Origin of the sequence: Paenibacillus sp. TAB_01 (assembly GCF_043945595.1) — a bacterium.
Classification (GTDB): Bacteria; Bacillota; Bacilli; order Paenibacillales; family NBRC-103111; genus Paenibacillus_S.
In genome coordinates, this window is record NZ_JBIFNP010000001.1 from 1,730,071 (window position 1) to 1,751,926 (window position 21,856).

Annotated in this window: 15 protein-coding genes and 2 pseudogenes; 15 read left to right on the top strand and 2 right to left on the bottom strand. The window is 56.3% G+C overall.

Going from position 1 to position 21,856, the window contains the following annotated elements:
- Positions 1-18 precede the first annotated feature (18 nt).
- The 11 genes and pseudogenes from ACHHV8_RS08240 (at position 19) to ACHHV8_RS08290 (ending at position 14,040) form a co-directional block, all read left to right on the top strand.
- Positions 19-3,021, top strand: coding sequence for an extracellular solute-binding protein (locus ACHHV8_RS08240; protein WP_395157846.1), 3,003 nt, complete (start codon positions 19-21; stop codon positions 3,019-3,021).
- Positions 3,011-3,999, top strand: a pseudogene (locus ACHHV8_RS08245) (carbohydrate ABC transporter permease). The gene ACHHV8_RS08240 and the pseudogene ACHHV8_RS08245 overlap by 11 nt, the downstream one beginning before the upstream one ends.
- Positions 3,996-4,889, top strand: a complete 894-nt coding sequence (locus ACHHV8_RS08250; RefSeq protein WP_395157847.1) for a carbohydrate ABC transporter permease — start codon at positions 3,996-3,998, stop codon at positions 4,887-4,889. The pseudogene ACHHV8_RS08245 and the gene ACHHV8_RS08250 overlap by 4 nt, the downstream one beginning before the upstream one ends.
- 58 nt (positions 4,890-4,947) lie before the next feature.
- Positions 4,948-7,089, top strand: a complete 2,142-nt coding sequence (locus tag ACHHV8_RS08255; RefSeq protein WP_395157848.1) for a YIP1 family protein — start codon at positions 4,948-4,950, stop codon at positions 7,087-7,089.
- Complete coding sequence (locus tag ACHHV8_RS08260) at positions 7,086-8,951, top strand: DUF5696 domain-containing protein (RefSeq protein ID WP_395157849.1); 1,866 nt, start codon at positions 7,086-7,088, stop codon at positions 8,949-8,951. The genes ACHHV8_RS08255 and ACHHV8_RS08260 overlap by 4 nt, the downstream gene beginning before the upstream one ends.
- Positions 8,837-9,414: pseudogene (locus ACHHV8_RS08265) on the top strand (DUF5696 domain-containing protein). Before ACHHV8_RS08260 ends, ACHHV8_RS08265 begins: the two are co-directional and overlap by 115 nt.
- Positions 9,411-10,274, top strand: a complete 864-nt coding sequence (locus tag ACHHV8_RS08270; protein ID WP_395157850.1) for a carbohydrate ABC transporter permease — start codon at positions 9,411-9,413, stop codon at positions 10,272-10,274. The pseudogene ACHHV8_RS08265 and the gene ACHHV8_RS08270 overlap by 4 nt, the downstream one beginning before the upstream one ends.
- A gap of 18 nt (positions 10,275-10,292) precedes the next feature.
- On the top strand, positions 10,293-11,270 hold the full coding sequence (locus tag ACHHV8_RS08275) for a carbohydrate ABC transporter permease (protein ID WP_395157851.1): 978 nt from the start codon (positions 10,293-10,295) through the stop codon (positions 11,268-11,270).
- A 60-nt stretch (positions 11,271-11,330) separates the two neighbouring features.
- The gene (locus tag ACHHV8_RS08280) at positions 11,331-12,014 is read left to right on the top strand and encodes an ABC transporter substrate-binding protein (protein ID WP_395157852.1); all 684 of its coding nucleotides are present in this window, start codon (positions 11,331-11,333) and stop codon (positions 12,012-12,014) included.
- Between the two features lie 192 nt (positions 12,015-12,206).
- Positions 12,207-12,674: a hypothetical protein gene (locus tag ACHHV8_RS08285; RefSeq protein ID WP_395157853.1), complete on the top strand. Its 468-nt coding sequence runs from the start codon at positions 12,207-12,209 to the stop codon at positions 12,672-12,674.
- A 37-nt stretch (positions 12,675-12,711) separates the two neighbouring features.
- Positions 12,712-14,040 (top strand): LLM class flavin-dependent oxidoreductase, encoded by a 1,329-nt coding sequence (locus ACHHV8_RS08290; RefSeq protein ID WP_395157854.1) that lies wholly within the window; start codon positions 12,712-12,714, stop codon positions 14,038-14,040.
- A 301-nt stretch (positions 14,041-14,341) separates the two neighbouring features.
- Here the strand turns inward: ACHHV8_RS08290 and ACHHV8_RS08295 are convergent, their stop codons facing one another.
- Positions 14,342-15,472 (bottom strand): NAD(P)-binding domain-containing protein, encoded by a 1,131-nt coding sequence (locus tag ACHHV8_RS08295; RefSeq protein ID WP_395157855.1) that lies wholly within the window; start codon positions 15,470-15,472, stop codon positions 14,342-14,344.
- Between the two features lie 163 nt (positions 15,473-15,635).
- Entirely contained in the window at positions 15,636-16,265 is a 630-nt protein-coding gene (locus ACHHV8_RS08300; RefSeq protein WP_395157856.1) for a TetR/AcrR family transcriptional regulator, read from the bottom strand.
- 394 nt (positions 16,266-16,659) lie between these two features.
- On the opposite strand from ACHHV8_RS08300, the gene ACHHV8_RS08305 reads away from it, so the two are divergent.
- The 4 genes from ACHHV8_RS08305 to ACHHV8_RS08320 all read left to right on the top strand — a co-directional run bounded on the left by ACHHV8_RS08305 (position 16,660) and on the right by ACHHV8_RS08320 (position 21,832).
- Positions 16,660-17,079 (top strand): 4-hydroxyphenylacetate 3-hydroxylase N-terminal domain-containing protein, encoded by a 420-nt coding sequence (locus ACHHV8_RS08305; protein ID WP_395157857.1) that lies wholly within the window; start codon positions 16,660-16,662, stop codon positions 17,077-17,079.
- Positions 17,048-18,118, top strand: coding sequence for a 4-hydroxyphenylacetate 3-hydroxylase C-terminal domain-containing protein (locus ACHHV8_RS08310; RefSeq protein ID WP_395163453.1), 1,071 nt, complete (start codon positions 17,048-17,050; stop codon positions 18,116-18,118). The genes ACHHV8_RS08305 and ACHHV8_RS08310 overlap by 32 nt, the downstream gene beginning before the upstream one ends.
- 50 nt (positions 18,119-18,168) lie before the next feature.
- The gene (gene ssuD / locus ACHHV8_RS08315; protein WP_395157858.1) at positions 18,169-19,320 is read left to right on the top strand and encodes an FMNH2-dependent alkanesulfonate monooxygenase; all 1,152 of its coding nucleotides are present in this window, start codon (positions 18,169-18,171) and stop codon (positions 19,318-19,320) included.
- Positions 19,321-19,456: 136 nt separating this feature from the next.
- Entirely contained in the window at positions 19,457-21,832 is a 2,376-nt protein-coding gene (locus ACHHV8_RS08320) for an SfnB family sulfur acquisition oxidoreductase (RefSeq protein ID WP_395157859.1), read from the top strand.
- The last annotated feature ends 24 nt before the right edge of the window (positions 21,833-21,856 follow it).

A 21,856-nucleotide genomic window follows, 5' to 3' on the forward strand; every position in this document is an offset into this window, starting at 1 on the left:
GGAAGGGTGTGTTTACGATTGTTGTCATTACGTTTCAACATTGCACATAAACGGCTGGGATTGCTTGGTCTTGCCGCAGCGCTGCTTGTTACCGGCAGCCAGCCGGTGCAGGCTGCCGATGCCGCAGGGACGGCCGTTTCTGCGGGGAAAACGGCTGCGGCCGTTCCGCAGACGAAAGCTGCGGCGGCGCAAGGCGGTTCCCCGGCAGACGTGCTGGCGGCGGATACCGAGCCGTACTATGCGGACCAGCTGAAGCAGTGGCAGAGCAAGGGCGTTCCGCAGGCGTCCGCGACGCTGCATATTCCCGCAGCGCAGTTCTCTGCCCGCTCGGACACCGGCGAGTTTCAAGTCGGGGAGAGCGGCGGCAAGCCGAATGTGCTGCAGTGGAAAGGGAATCGGCCCAGCTGGGTGGAGTATACTGTGGATGTGAAGACGGAGGGGCTGTACGAAATGCAGACCTCTTATCTGCCGCTCGCGGGCAAGGGAGTCGGCAATCCGATCCTATGGGATGTGACGCTGGACGGCGGGCATCCATTCCGGGAGGCCGCGTCCATTACGCTGTATCGTGAATGGAAGGATGCCCGCCCGATAGGGAAAAACGACGACGGAGACGAGGTGCGTCCCCGTTCTGCCGAAGCTGCGGCCTGGAGGGTGAAGCCGCTGATCGATTCGGAAGGGGCGTACGCCCATCCGCTGCAATGGCATCTGACCGCCGGGGTGCATACGATCCGGCTGAATGGCAGCGAGCCTGTCGCCCTGGAGTCGATCTCCCTGACGCCTCCGGAGCAGGTGCCGGCTTATAAAGACGCGCTTGCCGGCTATCCGCAAACCGCGCCGGTCCAGGCGGAGGTGCAGACGCTGCAGGCGGAAGACTTGGCGTATAAGAACGACACGTCGATCAAGCTGTTTTCCGACACGGACCCGCGAACGGTGCCTTTGGCGCAAGGTAGAATTACCTATAACACCGTGGGCGGCAAACGGTGGCTGTATCAGAATCAGGAAATTACGTGGACGCTCGATATTCCGGAGACCGGAGCCTATAAGCTGGCGCTGCGTTCGCTGCAGGATCAATTTTCCCAGAAAGCGTCGTTCCGGACGCTGCGGATAGACGGGAAGGTCCCGTTCGAGGAAATGCTGGCCTACCGTTTCCCTTACGGCTCCGGCTGGAGGGGAAACGTCCTGGAAGACAAGGAGAAGGTGCCTTTCGCATTTTATCTGGAAAAGGGGACGCATACCCTCTCGCTTGCAGTAACCCATGCACCGCTCAAGCCTGTGCTGCTCGGGATCGATGAGCTGTCGGGCCAGCTGCGGTTGATTGAGCAGGATTTGCGGTCGTTGACGGGAGGCATTGTAGACCGGAACCGGACGTGGAAGGTAAGCCAGGATCTGCCCGATCTTCAGGAGCGGCTGGTCAAGGCGGCGAGCAAGATGAAGGAGCTGTCGGGCCAGCTGCAGGCGGTCAATGGAGATAAAGACAGCATCAGTCAAGGCTTGGATACATCGGCTCAAGATATTGCACAGCTATTGGAGAAGCTTGATGATATTCCCTACTATGCGGATCAGATTACTAGTATGAATGAGAAGATTAGTAATTTTATTGAAACGCTGCTTCAGCAGCCGCTTCAGCTCGATGAAATTTATGTCGCTCCGCTGGAGAAGGCTTTTCCGAAGATGGAAGCCTCCTGGGTTTCTGAGATCACGGGCGTGGTCGCGAACTTCTTTTACTCGTTTCAAAGCCGGAACCAATTAAGCCGGATGGACGACAAGGTGCTGAACGTATGGGTGCAGCGGGGCCGGGACTACGTGGACCAGCTGCAGCAGCTGTCCGATGAATGGTTCACGCCCGATACGGGGATCAAGGTTAAGGTCAATCTGCTGCCGACTCCGCAGCTGCTGGTCATGTCCAATGCGGCGGGCATCCAGCCCGATGTTGCGCTGGGGCTGACGCAGGATTTGCCGGTCGATTATGCGATTCGCGGAAGCGTCGTCGATCTGTCCCGTTTCCCTGATTTTCCGGAGCTGTACCGGCAGTTCAGTCCGGGCTCCTGGCTGCCGCTTTACTATAATAAAGGCTATTACGCCATACCGGAGACGCAATCGTTCCAGGTGCTTTTTTATCGAAAAGATATACTGAAGCAGCTGAAGCTGCAGGTGCCGCAGACGTGGAACGAGGTGCATGCGATGCTTCCGACGCTGCAGCAGCACGGGCTTAACTTTCAATTGAATTCCAAGGATTATACGCCGTTTTTTTATCAGAACGGCTCTGAATTTTTTAAACCGGACGGTTTGGGGACGGCCCTCAATACGCCGGAAGGCTTCTCTTCTTTCAAGAAATGGACCGATTTATTCAATATTTATGCGCTGGATAAGGAAGTGCCGAGCTTCTATCAGCATTTCCGCAGAGGCACCATGCCGATAGGCGTTTCCGATTACAACATGTACGTCCAGCTGGCGTCGACAGCCCCTGAATTGAGCGGGCGCTGGGGCATTGCGGAAATTCCCGGCGTCGTGCAGCCGGATGGCACGATTGCGCGGTGGGCAGGCGGCGGCCAGCGCACAGGCGTTATTTTTGAAGCGTCCAAGAAGAAGGAGCAGGCGTGGCAATTTATGAAATGGTGGATTTCCCCGGAGGTGCAGGCTCGCTACGGCAACGATATCGAGGCGGTGAACGGTCCGGCCTTCCGCTGGAATACGTCCAGTGTCGAAGCGTTCGTACAGCTCCCCTGGAAGCGCGAGGATGCCAATGTCATTCTGAAGCAGTGGGGCTGGTACAAGGACGTGCCGAATCTTCCCGGCGGATATTTCCTGGAGAGGGAGATGAAGAACGCATGGCTTCGGACCGTGGTCGACGGCATGAATTACCGTTCTTCGCTGGAGACGGCCGTGCTGGATATCGACCGGGAGCTCAGGCGCAAGCAGCAGGAATTCGGGTTCGTCGATCCCGAGGGGCATACGCTCAAAACGTTGGATTTACCGGCGGTAAATAAACCATGGGAAGGAGTGGAGGCCTATGTTAAGTAAACTATCCAATGCCGGCGTAACGGCGGGGAGGGCGCCGGAAGAGGCGGTGGAGCGCCGCAAACGTTCTTATGTCAAAAGTCTGCTTGCTGACATATGGTCTTACCGCATCTCCTATTTGTTTATTGCGCCGTTCCTGTTTTCCTTCGTCGCTTTTATTCTCATTCCCGTTCTCGCAGCGATAGGCTTGAGCTTTACCTATTTCAATGCAATTGAGCCGCCACGGTTTATCGGCTGGCAAAACTATCAGTACCTGATATCGCAGGACCTGCTCTTCCTGAAATATGCGCTGCCGAATACGTTTCAATTCGCGCTCATTGTCGGGCCGGGCGGATACTTTGCATCCTTCCTGCTGGCCTGGCTCATTACCCAGCTGCCCGACGCGCTGCGCAGATGGTTCGCGCTTGCGATGTATACGCCCTCTCTGACGATAGGCATTGCGATGTCGATCGTCTGGCTGCCTATGCTGACGGGGGCCGGATCGGCTATTTGAACAGCATCCTGCTGCAGCTGGGCATTCTGGATGTGCCGAAGCTGTGGGTCACCGATAAAGAATATTTGATGAACTCGATGATTGTGGTGACTCTCTGGTCGAGTATGGGGGTTGGCTTTCTGGCTATGCTGGCCGGAATTCTGAACGTAAACAAGGAGCTTTACGAAGCGGGGCGTCTGGACGGCATCGGCAGCAGGCTGCAGGAGATCTGGTTTATTACGATCCCTTCGATGAAGCCGCAGATGCTGTTCGGAGCGGTCATGGCTATCGTGTCCACCTTCAAGGCGGGGGCTATCGGCGTAGAGCTGTCGGGGACGAATCCGACACCGGAATACGCCGGGCACCTTATCATCAACCATATCGACGATTACGGCTTTATCCGTTTTGAAATGGGTTACGCGTCAGCCATTTCGGTGTTTTTGCTGCTATTGATGTACTTGTCCAACAAGCTCAGCTGGGCGTTATTCGGCTCCAAGGAGGATGAATGATGAAGCCTGCCGCATACCGGTTTTACCCGAGAAGCTTGAAACGGCTCGTCCGTGTGGACGGCTTCCAGCTTATTCTTATTGTCGTGCTGTCCGTGCTGGCTGCATTTATGCTGCTTCCTATCGTCTATATCATCAATCATGCGCTGAAGCCTTATCATGAATTGTTCGTGTACCCGCCCAACTTTATTGTGCGGGAGCCGACACTGCAGAACTTCAACGAGCTGATGCTGGTCGCGGCGAATTCGACGGTGCCGTTATCCAGGTATTTGTTTAACAGTACCGTCATCACCGCTGCAGCGGTAATCGGGGTTACTTTGGTCAGCGCGATGTGCGCTTATCCGATCTCCAAGCATAAGTTTCCGGGCCACCGTTACGTGTTCGCGCTAATTATTTTGACGTTGATGTTTGCCCCGGAGGTCATGCAGATTCCAAGGTACCTCGTCGTGAGCCATATGGGAATTATGAATACGTATTGGGGCCACGTGCTTCCGCTGCTTGCCATGCCCGTCGGGGTGTTCCTGCTGAAGCAGTTTATCGATCAGCTTCCGAACGAGCTGCTGGAAGCGGCCAAAATCGACGGCGCAGGGGAAGTGCGCATTTTTTTGCGGATTGTCATTCCGGTATGTATGCCTGCGGTGGCTACCGTTGCCATTCTGACCTTTCAGAATGCCTGGGGGAACGTGGAAACCTCGTCCTTGTTCATGCAGGATGACGAGATGAAGAATTTCCCGTTCTTCCTGACGACGCTGACCAATAACCAGGCGAACATTGTGGCGCGTCAGGGTGCGGCCGCTGCGGCTGCCCTGATTATGTTCGTGCCTAACCTGCTTATTTTTTTGTTTTTGCAGGGCAAGGTTATCGCTACGATGGCCCATTCGGGGATCAAGTAAGGCCTGGCGGCTTAGGGCCGCCCGGCTTCAACGAGCTATACAGAGAGGGGGGAGAAGGTTGCGTCCATGGTTTACTCACCGCATCGCGCTTAAGCTTGCTGCCGTTGCGCTTGCGCTTGCCGTATCGGTCGTCGCGCAGGCGCAGAACAAGGCGTGGGCCTATACGCCTTATCATACGACCTATAAGGACGGCTACGAGCAGCTCGTCTGGACTCAATCGGCGTACAATCCGGCGGGAGCGCTGGGGCGGGAAATTTATGCCGACGACCCCAAAAAGCCGGGCCAGCAGCAATTTTCGCCGCTCAAGCAGCCGCAGGATCTGTTCATCGACGGAAAGGATGAACTGTACATAGCCGATACCGGCAATAACCGGATCGTGCATCTGGATCCCCAGGGGCGGCTGATCCGCATCCTTGATCTGAAGCAAAGCCCGCTGAATAAACCGCAGGGCTTGTTCATCGCAGAGAACGGCGATATCTATATCGCGGATACAGGCAACCAGCGGGTCGTCCGTTTGGACCGGGACGGCAGGCTGATCCGCGAGTTCAAGCGGCCGGACTCTAAATTTTTAGCCGAGTCGTTTAAATTCGATCCGGTGAAGCTGGTGGTTGACAAGCGCGGGTTTCTGTGCATTACTTCGCTCGGCGGCTACCAGGGATTGGTGCAGCTTGATCCGGACGGACAGTTTCAAGGCTTCTTCGGCGCCAATACGACCAGCTTCTCGCTGATCGACATGTTCAAAAGGCTGGTCTATACCCGGGAAATGTATCAGCGGGAAATCAGCAAGCTGCCGGGCTCCGTCGCCAGTGTGACGGCAGACCGGGACGGGTTGATCTATACGGTGTCCAGCGATACGGAGACGGGGCAGATCAAGAAGCTGAATATCGCGGGCCTGGATCAGCTGGCAAGCAAGGGCGAGTTTGCCGTGCCCGGGGAGAAGACGACGTTCGGCGAAATCGCCTTTGCCCATTATACGGATGCCGTCCCCGTGCTGACGGATTTAACCGTAGACCCGGACGGGAATATTACCGTAATCGATGCGAAGCAGAAGGTTGTCAACCAGTATGACAGCAACGGGAATCTGTTGTTCTTCTGGTGGGGAGACGGCGAAGCGGTTACCACGAAGCTTGGCGTCGTTAAGACGCCTGCGGCTATTGCGAGCAATTCCAAGGGCGAGCTGTTTATTCTGGACGGAGAAAACAATCTGGTGCAGAAGTTCAGCCTCTCCGAATTCGGGGCGCTGGTGCACCGCGCGAATCATTTGATGCTGGAAGGAAAGTATGCCGAGAGCGAAGGTCCATGGAAAGAAGCGAACCGGTTAAACGCGTATTATACGCCTGCACTGATCGGGCTGGGCAAGGCGGCTTACCAAAAAGGCGAATATGAGCGGGCGCAGGCGCTGTTTCTCGAGGCCGGCTATGTGCAGGGCTATTCCGATGCGTTATGGCAGAACCGGCTGAGGTGGTTTCAGCAAAATTTCGGTCTGCTGATGAACATCGCCATTGCCGCCTCGATCGTTGTGTTCGGAATCCAGCGGTTCCGTAGAACCCGCCGCCCCCGGACGGCTGTACGAACCGAGTCCTTGCTGGCCGTGCAGCTCAAGCAGGCATTCTATATTCTCAGGCATCCGATCGACGGGTTCGCAGCATTGCGTCACGAGAATAAAGCCGGCTGGCAGAGCAGTCTTATTTTATTCGTGCTGGCTTTGGCATCGTACTGCATCATGCGGGCAGGGATCAGCTTTATATTCAATCCGGGTATTATTCTGGAAGTGAGCCTGCTGACCGTTTCGATTCAATTTGTCGTCCTATGGCTGGTGTGGGCTGTCTCCAACTATTTGATCAGCGCCATTTACCGTGGCGAGGGGCGGTTCAGGGATGTCGTGTACGGCAGCTGCTATTCGCTCTTTCCTTTAGTTCTTGTCGGACTTCCGCTGACGCTCATCTCGAACGCTATGACGCTTAACGAGAGTGCGATCTATCATTTTATGTACGCAGCTGTTTTCGTATGGATCGGCCTGCTGCTCTTCTGGAAGGTGCAGAGCATGCACAATTACAGTGTCGGAGAGACTGCGGCCAATGTCGTAATGTCTTTGTTTACGATGAGCGTGTTCGGCCTGCTGGTGTTCATTACCATAGGCTTGACCAAAGAATTAACCGACTTTTGCTATTCCGTATTTCAGGAGGTGACGATCCGATGAAACGCTGGGGAACCAAGCGCATCCTTTATAGTTTGACTGCCGTGCTGGCGCTTGTCCTGGCGGCGGGTTACCTGTGGGGACAGGCAAAAGGAGGCGCTCCGATCTATGCGGCGGATCAGCCGGCTGGCAAAGCTCCGGGGGCATCCGCAGACGCGGGTGCGGCAAAGCCTGCCGCAGCATCCGGTTCGGCGGCAGCCCATCCGCAGCCCGCATCGGCGCCGCCGAAGCTGGCCTTGCCGGACGAAGCGGGCTTCCGCGTCATTGCGGAATCTTCGCAGTTAAAGCTGTGGGTGGACGAGAAGACGGGGCACTTTAAGGCGGAAAGCAAGCAAACCGGGCAAGTATGGCGGTCGTATCCCGACCCTGCTTATTGGCCGAAGGAAACGATAACGGGCAATTGGCGGAACAATCTCATGTCCCCGGTGATGCTGGAATATATCGATGCGTCCAATGCCAAGTCCCAGGCCAAAATCGTCAGCTGGCTGGAGGATAAAGGCACGCTGGAGGGATTTCAGACGACCGCCACCGGCTTTAAGGCGGTGTACAACTTCACAGGGACGCAGTTTCGCATCCCGGTGGAGGTCAGGCTGAAGGACGACTACGTGGAGACGGTGGTCCGCGATCCGGAAATTCAGGAAGGCAAGCTGAGCCTGCTGAATCTAAAGCTGTTTCCTCTGTTCGGCGCCGAGCCCTACCAGGAGGGGGAAGAGGGGTACATCGTGATCCCCGACGGCTCCGGCGCGCTGATTCGCTTCAAGCCGAATCTGATCAACGATAAGTCCTTTTACCGTGCGAACGTTTATGGACCGGACAGCGCCTTTTTCAACGAGCAGACCGACCGGAACCCGCTGCGCTTGCCCGTGTTTGGGTTGAAGGCGGGAAAACAGGCGTTTGTCGGCGTGATGGTATCCGGGGAGGAATACGGCAAGCTGTTCGCTGCGCCCGGCGGGGCCTTCGGCCAATATAACTGGGTGACGCCGGAATGGCAGTACCGCACCAAATATTTTCAGAGCACCAGCAAAAAGGGCGAAACGGGCTTCTTCACCTACAGTAAAGAGCGGTTCGGTGTTAAGGAACGCGCAGCCCGGTATTATTTGCTGGATTCGGGAGCGGCGGATTATACGGCGATGGCATCGAAGTACCGCGCCTACCTTATGCAGGAAAAAGGCCTGAAGCCGCTTGCGGCCAAGGGCAGCCAGGTTCCTTTTTACGTAGATTTGATCGGAGCCGATATCAAGAAAGGCCTGCTGTGGGATAAATATTTACAAGGCACCACGACGGACGAGGCGGCTCAGCTGATACAGGATCTTACCGCCAAGGGAATCCGCAATATGACGGTCAACTACGCCGGCTGGCAGGATGGGGGCTACAGCTCCTATGGAGGGTTGTTCCCGGTCGATTCCAGGCTGGGCGGCAATGAGGGGATGAAACGGTTCATCGAATTTGCGCATTCGCAGCAAATTAAGGTAAACCTGACCGCTAATTATACATTGAACAGCAACGGAAGCGACGGCTTCTGGCCGATCCTTGACGGCATCCGGGATTTGGCGGGCACGGTGCTGGAATATGAGAATCCCGCGAACCGGGAGATGACGACACTCGTCAGCCCTAAGCGCACCGAAGAGCTGGTCGTCAGAGATTTGAAGCAGTATCAAGCGCTGGGGGCCGACGGTATTTATTTCAATGAAGGCATCGGGCAATATTTGAACAGCGACTACAACAGCCGGTATGCGGCAACGGCCATGCGGTGCTTGAAAGCCAGCGCGCGATTCTGCAAAAGACGAGAGAAGCGCTCGGCAGCGTCAGTGTCGAGAATGCGAACTTCTACGCATGGGATCAAATCGGACATATTCACCGGTTAGCCGATACGTATTCTTATGATATTTTCGTGGATGAATCGGTCCTTTCACCCAAATCGCCCTTCACGGGCTGCTGACCTATACGTCGCAGTGGTCGAATGAAAGAGAGCAGAACCGCGATGAATTTCTGCGAAGCATCGAATACGGAGCCTATCCGGCCTACGTATTTACTTCCGCTCCTTCCAATACGATGAAGGGGGCCTACTCCATCTGGTACTACAGCATGGATTACCATGACTGGCTGCAGGAGGCGTCCGACGAGTATGTACGGTTTAACGAAGCGCTCGGCGACGTGCAAGAGCAGTTCATTGTCGGTCATCGGTCCCTTGCGCCGAACGTAAGAGAGACGGTCTATGCCGGAGGCCAGCGGGTGATCGTGAATTACAATACGGAGCCTTATGCGGAAGCGGGCATTCGCATACCTGCCCAGGATTTTATCGTGCTGAAAGGGGGAAGCCATCCGTGAGAGCGCTCAAGCTGCACGCTTCCACGCTTCGCAGGCTGGAAGGCACCTTATTTATAACGCCTTGGATCGTCGGTTTTTTTGCCTTCGTCGCATTCCCTCTAGGCTTCTCGCTCTATATGAGCTTTCATCGGGTTAAGGTAACCGTCAGCGGCATTGAAACGGTGCCCAACGGCTTTGATTATTACCGGGAAATCTTATTTTCCGACGGGGGGCTTCTATATGACAGCCTGATCCCTTTCCTGCGGGAAGCGGCTGTGATGATCCCGATCATTCTGATCTTCTCGATGATGGTGGCGATTTTGCTGAATCAGAAGTTTTGGGGAAGGACGCTGTTTCGGATTCTCTTCTTCCTGCCGGTCATTTTCTCCTCCGGACAAATTATGATGGAGTTCATTCAGCAGGGGGAAGGCTCGTTGTCCTTCGTAGATTCGCTGCACATCCAATATTTTATCCAGGACTACATCCCGGCCTCTTGGGCCGAACCGATTAACCATGTCTTAAGCTCGTTTGTGCTGGTTTTATGGTATTCGGGGGTGCAAATTCTGATTTTTCTGGCCGGCCGTCAAACCATTGCCTCCTCGGTTTATGAAGCGGCCCGGATCGACGGGGCGGATCCTTGGAATACGTTCTGGAAAATTACGCTGCCCGGTCTCGTGCCGTTTCTATTCCTGAACATGATCTTTACCGTTATCGATCTGTTCACGTTTCCTTCCAACCCGATCATCAGCAAGGTCAATACGACCAATTACGGATTGTCCAGCGCGCTGGCATGGATTTATTTTGTTATTGTGCTGTTGTTCATCGGTCTGGTTCTGCTCGTCTTTAGCCGGGTAGATAAAGCGTTCGGCGGCAAAGGGTAAAGAAAGGAGGAGGCAGCTATGGCTAAAAGGCTTCCATTGTCCACGCAGAACATCCGCTGGCAGCATTGGGGAAATGCCGTCAAGGAACGAAGCTTTGACGCAGGAAGGCTGCTGCTCGGCAAAGAGGCGGATCAAGGCTTGCTGTTCCGTTTGTTCCTGTATTTGATTCTTATCGACACGGCCTTTATTTATGTAAAGCCGATTCTGTACATGGTAGGCACGATGGTGAAGGATGCATCCAATATGCTCGACCCTTCCGTTATTTGGGTCCCCCGGTCAATCTATACGGGGCACCTTGAGGAGGCGTTCCGGCTGCTGCAATACAGCACCGGCTTCTGGTACAGCTTGACCATCTCGCTGTCCGTAGCTGTGCTGCAGATCATTTCGTGCGCCGTTGCAGGGTACGCCTTTGCCCGGCTGGAGTTTCCGTTCAAAAAGCTGTGGTTCGGCGCGCTCGTGTTTACGTTTATTTTGCCGCCCCAGCTGACGATCCTTCCGTCGATTCTGATGTTCAAGCAGTTCGGCTGGGCGAACACCTTTCTGCCGATGATCGTGCCCGCCTTGTTCGGACATGGACTGAAGGGGGCGCTGTTCGTCATCATTTTCCGGCAGTTCTTCTCCACCCTGCCCAAGGAGCTGGAGGAGGCGGCGCGCATGGACGGCGCCAATGCTTTCCGCTTTTTCTTCAAGGTGATGCTGCCGATCTCCAAATCGGCGATCATCGTCGTGTTCCTGTTTTCCTTTGTCTGGAACTGGAACGACTTTTATTTGCCGTCCATGTATATGTCCGGCTCCAAGGAGGTTCCGCTGTCCATCAGCTTAGCCAAGCTTGCCGCATCGCTGAATGCGGAGGCTGCGCAAGGGGGCGTCAGCATTTACGCCGAGCCTATCAAAATGGCGGCTTCCTTCCTTATTATCATGCCTGTGCTGGTTGTGTACGCGATTGCCCAGCGATGGTTCGTCGAGGGGATTGAACGGACAGGACTGGTGGAATAACCTAGGCGGCTTTATGCAGCAAACAACTTACTCTACTTCAAACTAGGCGGTGCTTTTCTTATGTTGAAAAAAGCTACAATTTTGCTCGGCGCGCTCACTCTGCTGCTGCAGGCGGCTTGCTCGGCCCCGACGTCTTCCTCGCCGGGCTCCGCCGGAACGCAGGAAGCGTCAGCCGGCGAGGCGAAGGCCGCTTCCGAGCCGGTAACGCTCAAGTTCTACACCAGCAGCGGAACGCTGACGAATACCGAATTCAAGGCGCTGATTGCGGACCCCGTTCACGCCAAATATCCGAACATTACGATCGAACGGGCCGAGCCGCCGACGGGAACGACGCCGGAGGATTATTTCTCTTCAGGGGCCAACCCTGATTTGATCTACTCCAGCTCGACTACGCACACGAAAATGATCAGTATCGGCGTGTATCAGGATTTGAGGGAGCTGATCCAAAAGTATAAATTCGACGAAAGCCGGATTAAGCCTTTTCTTTACAATTATGCGAAAGGCTTGGCTCCGAATGGGGAAATATGGGCCATTCCGTTTAACTCCAACCAGCACATTCTGTATTACAACAAAGATATTTTCGATAAATTCGGCGTGCCTTACCCTTCCGATCAACAGATGACCTGGGAGCAGGCGATTGAACTGGGCAGGCAGCTGACCCGGACGGAGAACGGGGTCAATTATATCGGAATCGATGCGGAAGGTTGCCTATCGGAATCGCCAAAAACTTGGCGCTGCCCCTGATCGACCCCAAAACGGGCAAGTCTGCATTAAGCTCTCCCGACTGGCTGCGCGTCTTTAATCTGGCCAAGGCAAACTACGAAATTCCCGGCTATCTCGGCAAAGACGGCAAGTATGTATACGGACGCGATGATTTTATGAAGGAACGGAACCTGGCTATGCGGCCAACCTGGCTTGCCAATATGGTAGCGACCGTTGGAGGAGCTGCGGCAGCAGGGGCTGGAGGTCAACTGGGATATCGCTCCGATTCCGACGTTCAGCGACCATCTGGGCCAGACGCGGGAAGCTCAGGTTCACACGCTGTCGGTGTCGAACAAGAGCAAGCATAAGGACGAAGCGTTCCTGGCGATCGCCCATATTTTGTCCGACGAGGTGCAGAGACTTCTGGCGCGTAACGGCAGGGTACCGGCTATTATTAACAAAGAGCTGGAGAAGGAGTACGGCGCGGATATTCCGGTGCTGCAAGGGAAGAAAGTGCAGAACGTCTTCGTCGGCGAACCGCTGCAGGAGCATAATTTCCATCCGTTCGAATCCGATGTGCAGAAATTCGTAACCGATGCCGCCAAAAGCATTGCGGTGAACGGCACCGACGTGAATACGGCTATACGTAAAGCGTCCGAGAGCATCGATAAGGAAGTGGAACGGCTTCAAAAGAATCAGTAATGTTATCCTAAATCAAACCTAGACGAGGTGTGAATCCATGAGTTCATTCGATCGTAAGCTGCATATCAATCTGTTTCTGCGCAATACCGGACACCATGAGGCGGCATGGAGGCATCCGGACGCACAGCCGGAGCGTACGCTGGATGTCCGCTTTTATCAGCAGCTGGCGCAAACGGCGGAGCGCGGACTGCTCGATTCATTATTCATTTCGGATAATTATTCCGGTACCTGGCGCAGAGTGGAGCCGTTCACGCTTCTCTCCGCGCTGGCCATGGTGACCCGGAACATCGGACTGATCGCAACGGTCAATACGACGTACAACGAGCCTTTTCATGTGGCCCGGCAGTTCGCTTCGCTCGATCATATCAGCGGAGGGCGGGCCGGCTGGAATATCGTTACGGGGGCGGGAGGCAACGACGCTTATAATTTTGGCCGGGACCGGCATCCGGAGCATGCGGAGCGCTATGAGACGGCGGAGGAGTTTGTCGAGGTCGTCAAACAGCTGTGGGACAGCTGGGAGGATGATGCGCTGATTTACGATAAAGAAGCGGGCAAGCAAATCGATGACGGCAAGGTGCACGAAATTCATTTTAAAGGCAAATTTCATGCGGTCCGGGGGCCGCTGAATATACCGCGTCCGCCGCAAGGCTACCCGGTGCTCGTTCAGGCTGGCTCCTCCGAGAGCGGCAAGGAGCTGGCCGCCCGAACAGCCGAAGTGATTTTTACGGCGCAGCAGTCGATTGAAGAAGCACAAGCATTCTACGCGGATGTAAAAGCGAGGCTGCCCAAGTATGGACGCACGCCGGAGCAGCTGCAAATTCTGCCCGGCTTGAGCCCGATCCTTGCCGATACGGAGGCTGAAGCCAGGGAGATCGAAGAGCAGCTGTTCGAGCTGACCGATTCGAAAGCGGCGATCAACCGGCTGTCGGAGCGGCTCGGCATCGATTTCTCCGGCTATTCGCTGGACAGTCCAGTGCCGGTGGATGGCGCGAAGGGCATCGAGACGGTGAACGGAATGAAGGGGAGGCATCAGCTTCTGTTGGACTTGATCGAGCGGGAGAGACCTACGTTCAAGCAGCTGATTACCCATTTGGCCGGAGCAAGAGGGCACTTGACCTTTACCGGTACGCCGATGCAATTGGCGGATGTGGTGGAGCGCTGGTTCCGAGGGCACGCAGCGGACGGCTTCAATGTCATGCCGCCGATCTTCCCGTCCGGTCTGAACATCTTCGTGGACAAGGTTATTCCGGAGCTGCAAAACCGCGGGCTGTACCGCACTTCTTATGAAGCGCCTACGCTTCGCGGAAACCTGGGGCTGGCCCGTCCGGCCAACGTTCGGTTCATTCAGGCGGCATCTAAAGGGTAAGCAGGTACGCCGATACGCCGATACATGATGCGGGAGCGCTCCCTCCTATAGCTTTAAAAGTGCGTAAAACAGCCGCTTCCGGTCTCGATCGGAAGCGGCTGTTTATGCTGATAGGAGGCTCTGGCGGGTTCCGCCCGGGCAGACCGGAGAAGGGCCAGCCTATCCGAACACTCGGGCGGAGTGTGCGGAATCGTTCAGCACGTTCTGCAATCTGTCCGGCCTGATGCCCCGCACACTCCACGATAATGTCCAATTTGCGCCCGAAAAATTCATCTTCCCGCTGTACGGGAGGCGATTCGTTTCAGCGGGGCACTCTTGTGCCCGCAATTCGTGGAATGATGGACAAGCAGGTCTTTCTTAGACCGGCGATAAACCGGAAGGCCGGGCCATGGCTGCGGGAAGCGAGAGGGCCGGCAAAATACAGCCCGGGCTCGCTGCTTTCGAACCACTCGTTCAGTCGCGGGTAAGCGGGGGAGGCTGCGGTCTCGTCGGACTCCCGCTCGATGGCGGCAGCAAGCCCAGGCTCGATAAAAGGGACCTTGTCCACATCGATTCGGTAGCCCGTTGCGGCAATCAGGTGATCGACGATTCGTTCCTCGCCGTTGGACAGGCTCAGCTTCAGCCGCCCTGCAGCCGCAGCTTCCGCCCGGTCAATCCGGACGCCCGGCGTCTCCTTGGCCTTGCCTTCCACCAGCGGCCGGAGGAACTCGGCAACGCTGCCTGCTTGCTGTGCCCAGCGTTCGCGCTTTTTGTCCGCCGGCCATGCGTAGAAGGCTTCGCTCAGCGCGATCAGCTCGGCCCCGGAATTGCCTTCCCGATAGTTCGGCGCTTCCCGGCGATAGAGCAATTCGACCACGCTGCCCGCTTGATGGAGCAGAGCGGCCGCCTCCCATGCGCTCTGGCCGCTGCCGAGCACCGCTACCTGCCTGCCTGAAAAACGGGTAAAATCCGTCAGGTCGAACGTATGGGACAGCAGAGCCGAAGGCAGGCCCCTGAGGACCTCGGGGACATACTCATAATGCTGCAGTCCGGTAGCTACGACGGCATGACGTGCGGAGAGCTGCTGTCCCTGCCTGGTCTGCACCGTATATCCGCCGGGGGTGCGCGATAGGCGCACAGCTAAATCCGGAGTGAAACGAACGCCGGTTCGTTCGGCAAACCAGAAGGCATACTGGACGAAGACGGGGCGGGGGAGCGGATAGGCAATCGTGCGGCCCGTCTCTTCGGCGAAATGCTCCAGCGTGTAGTTCTCATGCAAGTCGGACAATTGAATCGAGGCCGGATGGGTTCGAATGAACATGTTCTGGGGCATTTGACGCTGCCAAAAATGCATTGGCTCCCCCAGCAGCACATAGCTCAAATGATGGGCAGCCGCATGAGCGGCCAGGGAGATGCCGTACGGGCCGGAACCGATAATAATCAGGTCTACCAAGCGGATCAGTCCTTTCAAGGTTGCGGAGCACTAAAAAACCGGAAACGAAGCTGCGCGCAGCTCGTCTCCGGTTGTCCGGTAGAATCAGTTATGTATAGGGTATAGAGAAGGGCGGGAAATGCCCTATCGTTATTTTTTAATGTAGCATCGCGGCGTTAGGCTGTCAACGGGCAGGCTCTTCCTCTTCATTCATTCCCATCGTCCGGTAAGTGCCGAGCATGGCCAGGCGCGTCAGCTGCAGCGCCATGTAATGTGGGGTATACATGGTGTTCTCCTTATACCAGTTCAGAATGACGCCCATAAGCGAAGAGCTTATATAATCGAGCAAAATATCGAGGGGCACGGACAGCTTCTGCTCCATTTTCATATTGGCGATACGGCCGTAGAAGCTCTCCCGGAGCACCTCGTACATCTTTAAGGCAAACCGTTCGGGCTCAAGCCTGGACAGCAGAACCTGATAGAAGGGCTTGTTCTCGTTCAAATGATTGAACAGCATCAGGAAGTAAGGGTCCGGCTCATCGAAATTTTCCTTATACCGCAAAGAACCGGGCCGCCCGGCATCGATGGCCGCCGCCAGCTCCGCGAGCTTCTCCTTTACGCTTTTCTCCAGCAGGTCATATTTATCCTGATAGTGAGCATAAAACGTAGAACGGTTAATATCCGCAAGACGGGTGATATCTTTCACCGATAGTTCATCAAAGCCTTTTTCCTTGATAAGAGCAACAAAGGCATCGACGATCGTCGTACGCGTACGATGAATACGGCGGTCCTGGGAAATGGATTCGGAGCTCACAAGCGCACCTCCTGCACTTAATTATAGAAAGACTTGCTTGATTCATGATCGACATAAATAGATGAAATGACGGAAAAACAACATGATACGCATAGATGTCGGTTAGAAGAAAATGGCGGACTTAAACTGTTCATGAAAGCGGTGAACATTTGGCAGAGAAGGAAAAGAGAGTATGGGCGCGTTTAATCCTAATTCTCGCAAAACAAGACAATTTGGGCTCAAACGTAGCATATACCTGCAATCCGCTACATTTAAAGCAGGAGTGTCGGATACAAGACAAAGGAGTTGAAAGTGTCGGTTGAAGTAAATATTTGGATTAGTATAATAATAAACATATTAAACCTACTTTGGCAATGTGTTTTATAGGTTATATGGATGGGGGAAAGCAGAACGAGTGAGCAGAGGAGATCGGTTTATAAACAGCTTGGCGGATGGGCGCAGCGTCTGGCTTGAAGGGCAAAAAGTGGAGCAGCTGCAGGAGCATCCGGCATTTCATGGAACCTTGCACACGCTCAAACGGCTGTTCAATCAACTGGACGATCCGTCTGTCCGGGATTGCGTCGGATTCATGCCTCCCCATAGAGAGGCTTATGCCCACGCTTCCTTTCTGGTTCCGTACTCGTCTCAGGATTTGGCCAAACGCAGCGCATCGTTTACTTACTGGGCCAAGGATACCCATGGCATGATGAGCCGACTGTCCGATTACGGCAGGTCGATGATTACAGGCTGGTACGCCGCACGCAGGCAGCTGGGCCGTCTCGGACCCGCAGTTCGAAGCGAAGATTACGGCTTATTACGAACAGGCGAGAGATAACGATTTGTTTCTGACGACGGCCATTCTGGATCCGCAGATCGATCGTTCCGCAGGCCTGGACAATGAGCGTATTGCCGAACGCTTCCTGCATGTCGTGAAGGAAACGAGTGACGGCATCGTCGTCCGGGGAGCCAAAATGATTGCGACAGGTGCGCCCTACACCCATGATTTTATTATCTTTTCGTTCCTGCAGTTTCAAACGGAGCACCGCCATCACGCGCACATCCTGATCGTGCCGGCCAATGCGCAAGGGCTTCATATCGTATGCAGGGAATCGTTCGCGGAGGTGACAGAGCCCAATCATATTCTTGGATCGCGGTACGAAGAGATGGATGCGGTGCTGTTCTTCGACGATGTGTTTATTCCATGGGAGAGGGTGCTGCTGTATGGGGACACCGAAAAGGTGCTGACCCTGCGGGCCAATAAAACCGCTAACGCCCTGGCGTTTCATCAAACGGTCGTCCGATACGTCGCCAAGCTGGAATTCGTCACCGGCGTCGCCTTCGCCGTTGCGGAAGCCATCGGCGTCACCGGATATCTACATATCCAGGAGAAGCTCGGCGAGCTGCTGACCCAGGTGGATACGATGAAGGCGCTGGTCATCGCCAGCGAGACGATGGCCTGTCCCGATGAATCGGGCGTGTGGGGCCCGGAGCTGAGCTACATTGATACGGCGCGCAATGTGGGCACCCGATTTTATCCCCGGGCGATTGAAATTTTGCAGCAGGTAGGCGGGGGCGGCTTTGTTCAGACACCTTCGGGAATGGGCGATTTCTACGGTTCCATTTCGAAGCTGATGCACTTGTATTTCGAAGGGGCCTCGGTCAGCGCCGAGAAGAAGGTCCAGCTGTTCAAGCTGGCCTGGGATCTTATCGGAAGCCCGCTCGGAGCGAGACATGAGCTGTACGAACGATTTTATGCGGGCGACCCGGTGCGAGCCTATGCTTCGCAATATACAAGGGCGGACAAAACGGCTTTCACCGAGCCGGTATGGAAGCTGCTGAAGGAAGCCAGCAAGCATGGCGCCAAGCGGATTTAACAGGAATGACGGGATGGAGCAATGAAAGCGAAGAGAGAGGAAGGATAGGTATGGAGGTTTTCTGGTTTATTCCGACACATGGAGACGGACGTTATTTGGGGACGACGGAAGGGGCAAGGGCGGTCAGCTTCGCTTACTGCAAGCAGATCGCGCAAGCCGTCGACGAGCTGGGCTTCAGCGGTGTGCTGCTGCCGACGGGAAAATCGTGCGAGGACGCGTGGATCGTCGCTTCCACCTTGGTCCCGGTTACGGAGAAGTTGAAATTTCTGGTCGCGGTTCGGCCGGGACTCGTGTCTCCTACGCTGGCTGCGCGGATGACAGCCACCCTGGACCGCTTCTCCAAAGGGCGTCTGCTGATCAATGTGGTTACAGGGGGCGATCCGGTGGAGCTGGCCGGTGACGGCCTGTTTCTGAGCCATGATGACAGATATGAGCTGACCGGCGATTTTCTGAGCGTCTGGCGCAAGGAGCTGGAAGGCGAGGAGGTTGACTTCGAGGGCAATTATTTGCAGGTGAAAGGCGGCAAAGTGTTGTATCCGACGGTTCAAAAGCCGTATCCGCCATTGTATTTCGGCGGCTCCTCTGAAGCCGGTCTGGAAGTCGCAGCCGAGCATGTCGACGTTTACTTGACCTGGGGCGAGCCTCCGGCGCAGGTGGAGGCCAAGATCAATCGGATGCGCCGTCTGGCCGAGGCGAAAGGAAGAAAGCTGCGCTTCGGCATCCGGCTGCACATCATCGTCCGCCCTACCGAAGAGGAGGCCTGGCAGGCGGCGGATGAGCTGATTGCGCATCTGGATGAGAAGACGATTGCCTCGGCGCAGCAAATTTTTGCCCGTATGGACTCCGAGGGGCAGCGGAGAATGTCCGAGCTGCACAAAGGAGACCGCTCCAAGCTGGTTATCAGTCCGAATCTGTGGGCAGGTATCGGCCTTGTGCGTGGCGGAGCGGGGACGGCGCTTGTCGGCGATCCGGATCAGATTGCGGCCCGCATGCGGGAATATGAGGAGCTGGGTATCGAAACGTTTATTTTGTCGGGCTATCCTCATCTGGAGGAAGCTTACCGGACGGCGGAGCTGCTGTTTCCCAAACTGAATCTGGGCAATGCCGCACAAAGGCAGGATCCATCCTATATCAGCCCGTTCGGCGAAATGATAGCCAACAATGAGCTGCCCGGCGCTGCGGTATCTTCCCGGCAGGGATGACCTGAGGTAAAGTATTACGAAAATCAGGGAACGCGATTGGAGAAAGGACGCGCACCATCGGAGGCCGTTGAAAAAGTCATCGCTACGAGTACGGCCTCGGAAAGCTTGCAGGTATCCTTATAGATGGAGGTTGGTTATGTCGTTTCAATGGAAGACCATTCGCTATGACAGCGTAAAAGCACCTGGCGCCTGGCAGCTGGCCCTGCAGCTGCAGGAGCTGGCCAAAGATCTGCGGGCATCCGGCATCAGGCTGCATCCCGTGGAGGCAGCACCCGTGCAGCAGGCAGCAGCAGCTACAGCTGCAGCCCCGGTCTATCCCGGTGCGGGGCTGACTGGGACAATAGTGAAGGAGCAGCATCCTTCGGCTCCGGATATCTATATATGCGGCGGCACGGAGCTGCTCCGCCTGCTTCGCCAGGAGCGGGAGATCCGCATCGCCGGACTGTATGCGCTGGAGCAGCACGAAGCGATAAGCATCCGGCCGGAATCCGCGATGCGAAGCGTCCGGGATCTGAAGGGAGCCCGGATCGGCATTGCCTATGACGGGGAAGCCGATCTCGACGTCCGTGAGGCGGAAGCCAAACGGCGCTGGCTGGCGCAGCTGCGCCAGGCGGGGTTAACCGCAGCGGATGTCCAGTGGGTCCGGCTCCCGCTGCCAATCTATAGCACGCACGGCGGTGCGTCTGCGGAAGGCGGCTTGACCGGATCCGCCCGATATCAAGCGTATACCCGCAGAGAGGCATTGGCTCTGCTGCAGGGAGAAAGCGACGCGCTGCTTGCCTGGGGTCCGGCTGGAGCGGATGCGCTCCAGCTTACCGGAGGGCGCTCGCTGGAGCGCACAGCCGCCGGGAACGAAGGCGCTGGTGCCGGCAGCGGCCAGCCCGAGCTGTATGCCGTCGCCGTTTCCGCTTCTCTGCTGGAGAAGGAGCCGGAGCTGACGGAGCGCATCCTGGCGCACCTCCAGTCGGCGGCCGGGTGGGCGGCTCGCCATCCGCAGGAGGCGCTGCGGTATGCGGCGCTCGCAGCCGGTATCCCGGAAGCAGCGGTAGAAGCCGTCTACTCGCCGTCGCTGCCGTACCGGCTGCAGCTTACATGGGACGGCTCCGTGCTCGGGCTGCTTGAGCAGCGGATCGCCGAATGGTCTGCGCTGGGCGCGCTGCCTCCGGCCTTTGGCGCTTCTTTGCACCGGCTGACCGATCGGGACTTGCTCGGCAGGGCAAACGAGCTGCAGGCCTCCGGGCAGGTGCAGGCACCGTCGGCGGGGGGAAGGTCAGCGTTCTCGCCTTATGCTGTGGCCGATGTGCCGCCGGCTTATTTCACCGGCCGCAAGCCGGCATACCGGATTCAGTCGGACGAAGAAGCGCTGCAGATCGCTAGGGCGTTCGCCGATGAAATCCGCGACGGCGCTTCCGACCGGGACCGCTACCGGAGGCTGCCTTTCGAGGAAATGAAGCGCCTGTCCGAGAGCGGACTGCTGGGACTTGTCGTTCCGAAAGCCTACGGCGGGCCTGAGGTATCCACCGTCACGTTGACGGAGATTTTCAAACTCATTTCGGCTGCGGATGGGGCTATCGGGCAAATTCCGCAGAACCACCATTTCTTCGTCAAGGTGCTCGAGCTGAACGGCACGGAGGAGCAGAAGCGGTTCTTTTTCGAAGAAGTGCTGAACGGCGCTCAATTCGGCAACGGCCTGGCGGAGCGCGGACCGAGAAGCGGTAAGCTGATGTCTACGCGGATTACCTGGTCCGGCGAAGGAAGCTGGAAGGTCAACGGCAGGAAATATTATTGCACCGGCTCTTTGTTTGCTTCCTGGATTCCAATTTATGCGGATGACGAGGAGGAGAAGCGGGTTGCCGTGTACATTCCCCGTCATACGGAGGGGCTGATCCTGATTGACGACTGGTCGGGCATCGGCCAGCGGACGACAGCCAGCGGGAGCGTTGTCCTCCGGGATGTGGAGGTGCCGGATGCCTACATTGTGCCGCATTGGAAAACGTTCGAGGCTCCGCAATATTTCGGAGCTTTTGCCCAAATCATGCATGCGGCGCTTGATGTCGGCATTGCCGTCGGCGCCATGGACGATGCGGCCCGTTTCGTCCGTGAGAAAACGAGACCGTCGATCCAGAGCGGTGCGGCACGGGCGTCGGAGGAGCCGTATCTGATCAAAAGATTCGGCGAGCTTGGCGTGAAGCTGCAGGCGGCCGAAGCCCTGCTGGAGAAGGCGGCGCGGGCTGTAGATGCAGCCAGGGAGCAGCTGAACGAGCAGACGGCAGGCCAATCGTCGCTGCTGGTCGCCTCGGCCAAAGCGGTAGCGACGGATGTCGTGATCGAGATCACGAATGCGCTGTTCGAGGCTGCCGGTACGTCATCCATGGATGAGAAGTACAATCTGGACCGGCACTGGCGCAACGGGCGTATTCATACGCTGCACGATCCGGTTCGCTGGAAGCTGCATCATGTCGGCAATTATTACTTGAACGGAGTGCTGCCTCCGAATCAGGCGGGATTATAATCTGAACGATAGAGAGGAGAGCGC

Coding starts and splice junctions, on each gene's coding strand:
- ACHHV8_RS08260 (WP_395157849.1), top strand. CDS start 7,086: ATGAAACGCTGGGGAACCAAGCGCATCCTTTATAGTTTGACTGCCGTG.
- ACHHV8_RS08275 (WP_395157851.1), top strand. CDS start 10,293: ATGGCTAAAAGGCTTCCATTGTCCACGCAGAACATCCGCTGGCAGCAT.
- ACHHV8_RS08280 (WP_395157852.1), top strand. CDS start 11,331: ATGTTGAAAAAAGCTACAATTTTGCTCGGCGCGCTCACTCTGCTGCTG.
- ssuD (WP_395157858.1), top strand. CDS start 18,169: ATGGAGGTTTTCTGGTTTATTCCGACACATGGAGACGGACGTTATTTG.
- ACHHV8_RS08320 (WP_395157859.1), top strand. CDS start 19,457: ATGTCGTTTCAATGGAAGACCATTCGCTATGACAGCGTAAAAGCACCT.
- ACHHV8_RS08290 (WP_395157854.1), top strand. CDS start 12,712: ATGAGTTCATTCGATCGTAAGCTGCATATCAATCTGTTTCTGCGCAAT.
- ACHHV8_RS08250 (WP_395157847.1), top strand. CDS start 3,996: ATGATGAAGCCTGCCGCATACCGGTTTTACCCGAGAAGCTTGAAACGG.